General features: G+C 28.7%; 4 protein-coding genes. 3 read left to right on the top strand and 1 reads right to left on the bottom strand.

Going from position 1 to position 5839, the window contains the following annotated elements; all coding sequences use genetic code 11:
* Nucleotides 1-121: 121 nt before the first annotated feature.
* Both HN894_17535 and HN894_17540 read left to right on the top strand, forming a co-directional pair.
* Nucleotides 122-601 (top strand): hypothetical protein, encoded by a 480-nt coding sequence (locus HN894_17535; protein MBT7145128.1) that lies wholly within the window; start codon nucleotides 122-124, stop codon nucleotides 599-601.
* Between the two features lie 275 nt (nucleotides 602-876).
* Nucleotides 877-2211 (top strand): transcriptional regulator, encoded by a 1335-nt coding sequence (locus HN894_17540; protein ID MBT7145129.1) that lies wholly within the window; start codon nucleotides 877-879, stop codon nucleotides 2209-2211.
* Between the two features lie 222 nt (nucleotides 2212-2433).
* Here HN894_17540 and HN894_17545 read toward each other — a convergent pair whose 3' ends face one another.
* Nucleotides 2434-2871, bottom strand: a complete 438-nt coding sequence (locus tag HN894_17545; protein MBT7145130.1) for a hypothetical protein — start codon at nucleotides 2869-2871, stop codon at nucleotides 2434-2436.
* 261 nt (nucleotides 2872-3132) lie between these two features.
* Between HN894_17545 and HN894_17550 the strand changes: the two genes are divergently transcribed.
* Nucleotides 3133-5517 (top strand): HAMP domain-containing protein, encoded by a 2385-nt coding sequence (locus HN894_17550; GenBank protein ID MBT7145131.1) that lies wholly within the window; start codon nucleotides 3133-3135, stop codon nucleotides 5515-5517.
* Nucleotides 5518-5839: the final 322 nt, after the last annotated feature.

The following is a 5839-nucleotide window of genomic DNA, read 5'->3' on the forward strand; positions in this document are numbered from 1 at the left end:
AGCTTCTTGTAGAAATTTTTTTTTACATTTGTCATAATTAAATTTTAAATTAATAATATGACAAATTTGATAATTACTGAAAAACTAAGACTACAAATTCCACAAAAACCACCTCACGAATGTGAGGTTTAGTTCAACAGCAAATATTAACGAATTGGACATTTCAAATATTAGTTTTTCAAAAATTATATTTGATGATTGTTATATCAATAAAATATATGGAATAAAAAAAGAAAGTGAAATACCTGAATATATTAGAAATAGTATAATAGAACATTATGAACCAACTCCTATGATTTTAAAAGATAAAAATATAATTATTGGACAATCACATATGGTTTTGTGTTCATTATTAAAAAAAATATACTTTTTAGAATATGATAAACGAACCGGAGAAGAACTTATAATTACTTTTGGCAGCAAGAATGATAAAATTTTGGCAAAAAAAATAATCAATATCTTGGTGAAAAACAAATTGGTTTATAAGTCTAATGATACAATTTCCAGTAAAAGTTTTCATAAAGACCGAGTAATAAAAATTCTTGACAAGTTAGACAAATCTAATGATGACATTTGGAAAGACGTTGCAAACATTAAATGACAATATTGCTAATATCGGCTGGTCGTTATAGGTATAAGATGTTTGGTAATCAGCAAAGCGAACAATCCAAACAATCAAAACATCCAAAACCACAGTTTCTAAAAGCTTTTGTTATAGTTAATTAATGAAAAATAAAAATATCCAAATTAGCAAACAAAACAAAAAAGATAATGAATTTAAGCATAAAGCACACCTACATCAGTCAAAATGCAGAACGAATATTTAGTTTAATATAATTGGAAAACATAGTATTAGTTATTTCATAAATAAAAAATATGCCCGAACAACAAAATATAGAATGGAAAATATCATGGCGAGATGAATTTCTGAAATGGATTTGTGGATTTGCAAATGCAAAAGGCGGACAATTATTTATCGGAAAAGATGATAACGGAAATATTGTTGGGATAGATAATTACAAACGACTTTTAGATGATTTGCCGAATAAAATTCAAAATCATCTTGGCATTTTATGTGAAGTAAATTTGCACGATGAAGGAAGCAAATATTATATTGAAATAGTTGTAAATCCTTATGATACACCTATTTCTTATCAAGGAAAATATCATTACAGATCCGGAAGCACAAAGCAAGAATTGAAGGGAAACGAACTTAATGAGTTCTTACTAAAAAAATCGGGAAAAACTTGGGGAGATATAATTGAACAAAAAGCTACTTTTGCAGATATTGATGAAAATTCCGTTGAAGTTTTCAAAAAAGAAGCAGTAAGAACAAAAAGATTACCGGCGATTGAACGCGAAAAAGACATAAAACAGATATTCAGAAACTTAAGGCTTGTTGAAGATGACAAATTAAAACGCGCAGCTGTTTTACTTTTTGGTAAAGAACCTTGCAATTTTTACATAAACGCTTATGCAAAAATTGGTAAATTCGGAAATTCAGACCATGATTTACAATCACAAGAAATCATTGAAGGAAGTGCTTTTTTGTTAGCTGATAAAATAATTGAGATACTTGACAAAAAATATTTTATAAAAGCAATTTCATATGACAAATTGCATCGTGTTGAAACACCTCCATATCCTTATGAAGCAATCAGAGAAGCCTTAATAAATGCAATAATTCATAGAAACTACTTTGGTCCACCAATTCAGATAAGTCTTTATGACAACAAAATAATGATTTGGAATGTTGGTGAGCTACCAAGACAATTATCTATAACTGACTTAAAAACAAAGCATTCATCTTATCCAAAAAATCAAATATTAGCAGATGTATTTTTTAAAGGTGGATTAATTGAAGCATGGGGACGTGGAACTTTAAAGATTATTAATGAGTGTATAAAATTCGGTTTGCCAGAACCGGATATCGAAATATTGTCGGGTGGAATTTGTGTAACTATGTACAAAAACAAACTTGATGAAAAGTTTCTGTCCAAATTACTTTTGAACGAAAGACAGAAAAAAGCAATTAAATATTTAAAAGTAAATGAAAGAATTACAAATAGAGAATATCAAGAATTATCTGATTGTTCAAATAGAACTGCAAGCAGAGATTTAAGCGATATGATAAAGAAAAAGATTATTGAAAGTTCAGATAAAAAAGGCGCAGGAACGTTTTATCAATTAATCAGGACAATCAAGCCATAATAACGCCATAATCAAGCCTTGTGAAAAATTACAAATATGAAAATCGTGAAACAATAATAATGTTTTGACAATTATTTAACTGATAAACAATGAAGTAGAATCGCCAAGGTTGTACTTGTTGTATTTTTGGTTTTTAGTTTTTGTATGGCTTGGTCGCTTTGTTTCTGCCTCCCAAAAATCAAAACGTCACAAAGCATATTTCTGTCAAAACAAATTCAAAATTCAAAAATTATTCTTATTAAAATCAACATTTTCACCGGAAAAATTATTCCAACAGTTATATTTTCTATTTGAATTTTCTTTATCGAAGCGTTGCACCCAAATTATGTTTTTCAAAATTCCTACTTGAGGTGCAGCAATTCCGACCCCAAGCGATGCACTGTCTTTCACTGTAGTATGGAGCCTTTTCACAAAAGTTTGCAAAACTTCATCATCAGGATTAACAACAACATTTTCGCTTTTCTTTTTTAAAATTACAGAATCTGCTTTTATATTGGTTTTTAAAACTCGCATTGGAATTGAAACATCCGATTGCATTATCAAATTAATCTGTTCTTTAGAAAATGTACATTCGTTAGAAATTCTGTCATGTGAATTCTTAAAACTCCCACATCCCACAAGGAATATGGATAGTATAAACATTGGAAAGATTCTTTTCATATTTTCTTTTTTCTTTTCACAAAAATAGGATTATTATATGAAAATTGTTTTGACAAACTACATTATATTTGATCAGTAGATCAGACAATTTTAAAGAATGTTAAATTTATCACAGCTCTTTTAATACGTTTACATAAAATTGCCATAAAAGATATTATATTTGTTGAGATAAGATTATAGAAATTATGAATTGACAGCAATAATAGAACAACAATTTTAGTCAGCAAACAAAATACAATACTTACTAAATAACAAATAGTTATGAAATATGAAACTAAACTATCATTGCAGATTTTCATAATAGGTACAATTATTCTTTCAATTGGATTTTATACATCTTATAACTATAACTATAAGACTCAATTAGATTATGAGTTGGGACATACTGTAAAAATGATAAATAGAGTGTCTTCACATTTTGAACAATTGCTTTTAGAAAAAACGAAAACCAACCAAACGCTGTCAATTGCCCCAATTATAAAGAATGCTCTAATTTCAAGCAACAATGACCTTAGTTGCCTATCTGAAAAAGAGAGAATCCAAAAAATTGATTTTCAAAGTAAAAAATGGAAATCTGTAAATGATGAAAACGATCCGTTTATTCATGAATATACTGACAATAAGATTTCTCAATTTCTTAAAGAACAACAAAGTAATATTCATGGCGATTATGGCGAAATATTTCTCACCAATAAATACGGCTCTCTTGTTGCTTCTACAGCAAAACTTTCAACCTATTCACATGCGCATAAATACTGGTGGAAAGGGGCTTATAATAATGGATTAGGAACTATATTTTTTGACGATCGAGGTTATGATGAAAGTGTTGGTGGATATGTTTTAGGAATAGTTATTCCTATCAAGGAAGGCAATGATATAATTGGGATATTAAAAGTAAACCTTAATATTTTAGGTGCAATAAGTGATTTGTTATTGAATTCGCAAGATAAGGATGTTGGAAAGTTCAAGCTTATTAGGAGTGGTGGTGAAGTTATTTTTGAAGAAGGACTTGCACCACTAAGTTCACGAATACCCAAATTGTTATATGATGAAATACAACAGAAAAATAAGCAAACGATACTGCTGAAAGATTCTGTTAAAAATTGGATGATAGGAATGTCGGAAATAGGACTAACTTCAAAGAATAATAAAGACTTTCTTTTTGGTGGCTCCTTCGAATCTATCGACCACAAAAAGGGAAATTCAGGAGAGTCTTGGTATATAATTAATTACCGAGATATGGACAACATTTTAGAGCCCATAAAAGACTCTACTTTCACAATATTAATTATCGGATTTATACTGATATTTGTTTTAGCTTTGGCTGCTTATATATTCGGGAAACACACAGCTAAACCTATAAAACAATTAATTGAACATAGTGAGAAAGTTGCTAAAACTGATTTTACTACCCAAATTAAAGTCTCCAGAAATGATGAAATCGGACTTTTGGGTGAGGCTTTCAATGAAATGACTAAAGGACTATATGAAACTACCACATCAATTGAAAATCTAAAATCGGAGGTTGAGCAACGAATTCTTGCAGAAGAAGCTTTAAAAGTACAATATGGACTTTTAGAGAGAATTATGAATAAGAGTCCATTCGGGATATACCTTATTAATCTAAATCATGAATTGGAATACATTAATCCTGTTATCAAAAAAGATTTTGGACCAGTCAATGGGCAAAAGTGTTATGAATATTTTCATGACAGAACAGAAAAATGCCCGCAAGAGTGGTGCTTGATCAAAGAGATTTCTGAAAGTAAATTTGTCCAAAGAGAACATTTTTTAGATAAAACTAATAAAACCTATATGCTTTTTAGCACTCTCATAAAAAATCCCAAAGGCAAAGTCTTAAAATATGAAATACTTCAAGACATTACAGAACAAAAAGAAGCGGAGCAGAAAATATTTAAACAAAATAAGGAATTACAAGAATTAAACGCCACAAAAGATAAATTCTTTTCAATTATTGCTCACGACCTTAGAAGTCCATTTAACACATTGTTAGGCTTTTCTAATTTACTTCATAAAGAATTTGATATATATGAAAAAGAAGAACAAAAGAAATATATAGACATTATTCATGGAGGGATTAACAACACCTTTAAATTACTTGAGAATCTGCTTATTTGGTCTTTATCACAAAAAGGGACTATCAATTTCAATCCTGAAAAAATGAACCTGTATTTAGTAGCCAATCATGAGATTGAATTGCTATCTCAAACGGCTAAAGATAAGTTGATAAGAAAAACAAATAATATATCTGAAGATATATATATTGAAGCAGATAAAAATATGCTTTCAACAATTATACGAAACATAATATCAAATGCTATAAAATTCAGCTTTGAGGGAGGTGAGATTATACTTAGTTCACGCCAAATTTCAACAAAAACAAATCAAGAATATATAGAAATTACAATTCAAGACTATGGCCTTGGAATTTCAAAAGAAATACAATCTAAATTATTTAATATTACTGAGAATACAACAAGAAAAGGAACGAAAAAAGAAAAAGGAACTGGTTTAGGCTTGATACTTTGTAAAGAATTTATAGATAAGCATAATGGAAATATTTGGGTTGAAAGTGAGCCAAATAAAGGCAGTAAATTCATTTTTACTGTACCCAAAAAAACCTAATCATAGATTAAAATTCACAACACTAACAAATCTAATAAGGATTACCAATCAATATAATATCAAAGTAATGTGAATAATTACTAACATCAATTACTTCACGAAAAAAAATGCACTTAAAATCTTTTAAAATATCAGATATTAGAAGAAAAAGCAAACTGAAATAGGACTGCTGATTTGTTTTTATATAGTGTTTCTAAGAAAACAGGCAATTTTTATAAAATAATTTATTTTTGATGATATTTCTATTTTCTTTCATGCAGTAAATGCTTTTGTATTAGACAAATGAAAAAAATAGAAATATCGCAAAAAGAGATGTTTTTAA

This window comes from Bacteroidota bacterium (assembly GCA_018692315.1).
Lineage (GTDB): Bacteria > Bacteroidota > Bacteroidia > Bacteroidales > JABHKC01 > JABHKC01.

Bases quoted from the DNA above. Each gene is read 5' to 3' on its own strand.
- HN894_17550 (MBT7145131.1), top strand. From the start codon at position 3,133: ATGAAATATGAAACTAAACTATCATTGCAGATTTTCATAATAGGTACA.
- HN894_17545 (MBT7145130.1), bottom strand. From the start codon at position 2,871: ATGAAAAGAATCTTTCCAATGTTTATACTATCCATATTCCTTGTGGGA.
- HN894_17540 (MBT7145129.1), top strand. From the start codon at position 877: ATGCCCGAACAACAAAATATAGAATGGAAAATATCATGGCGAGATGAA.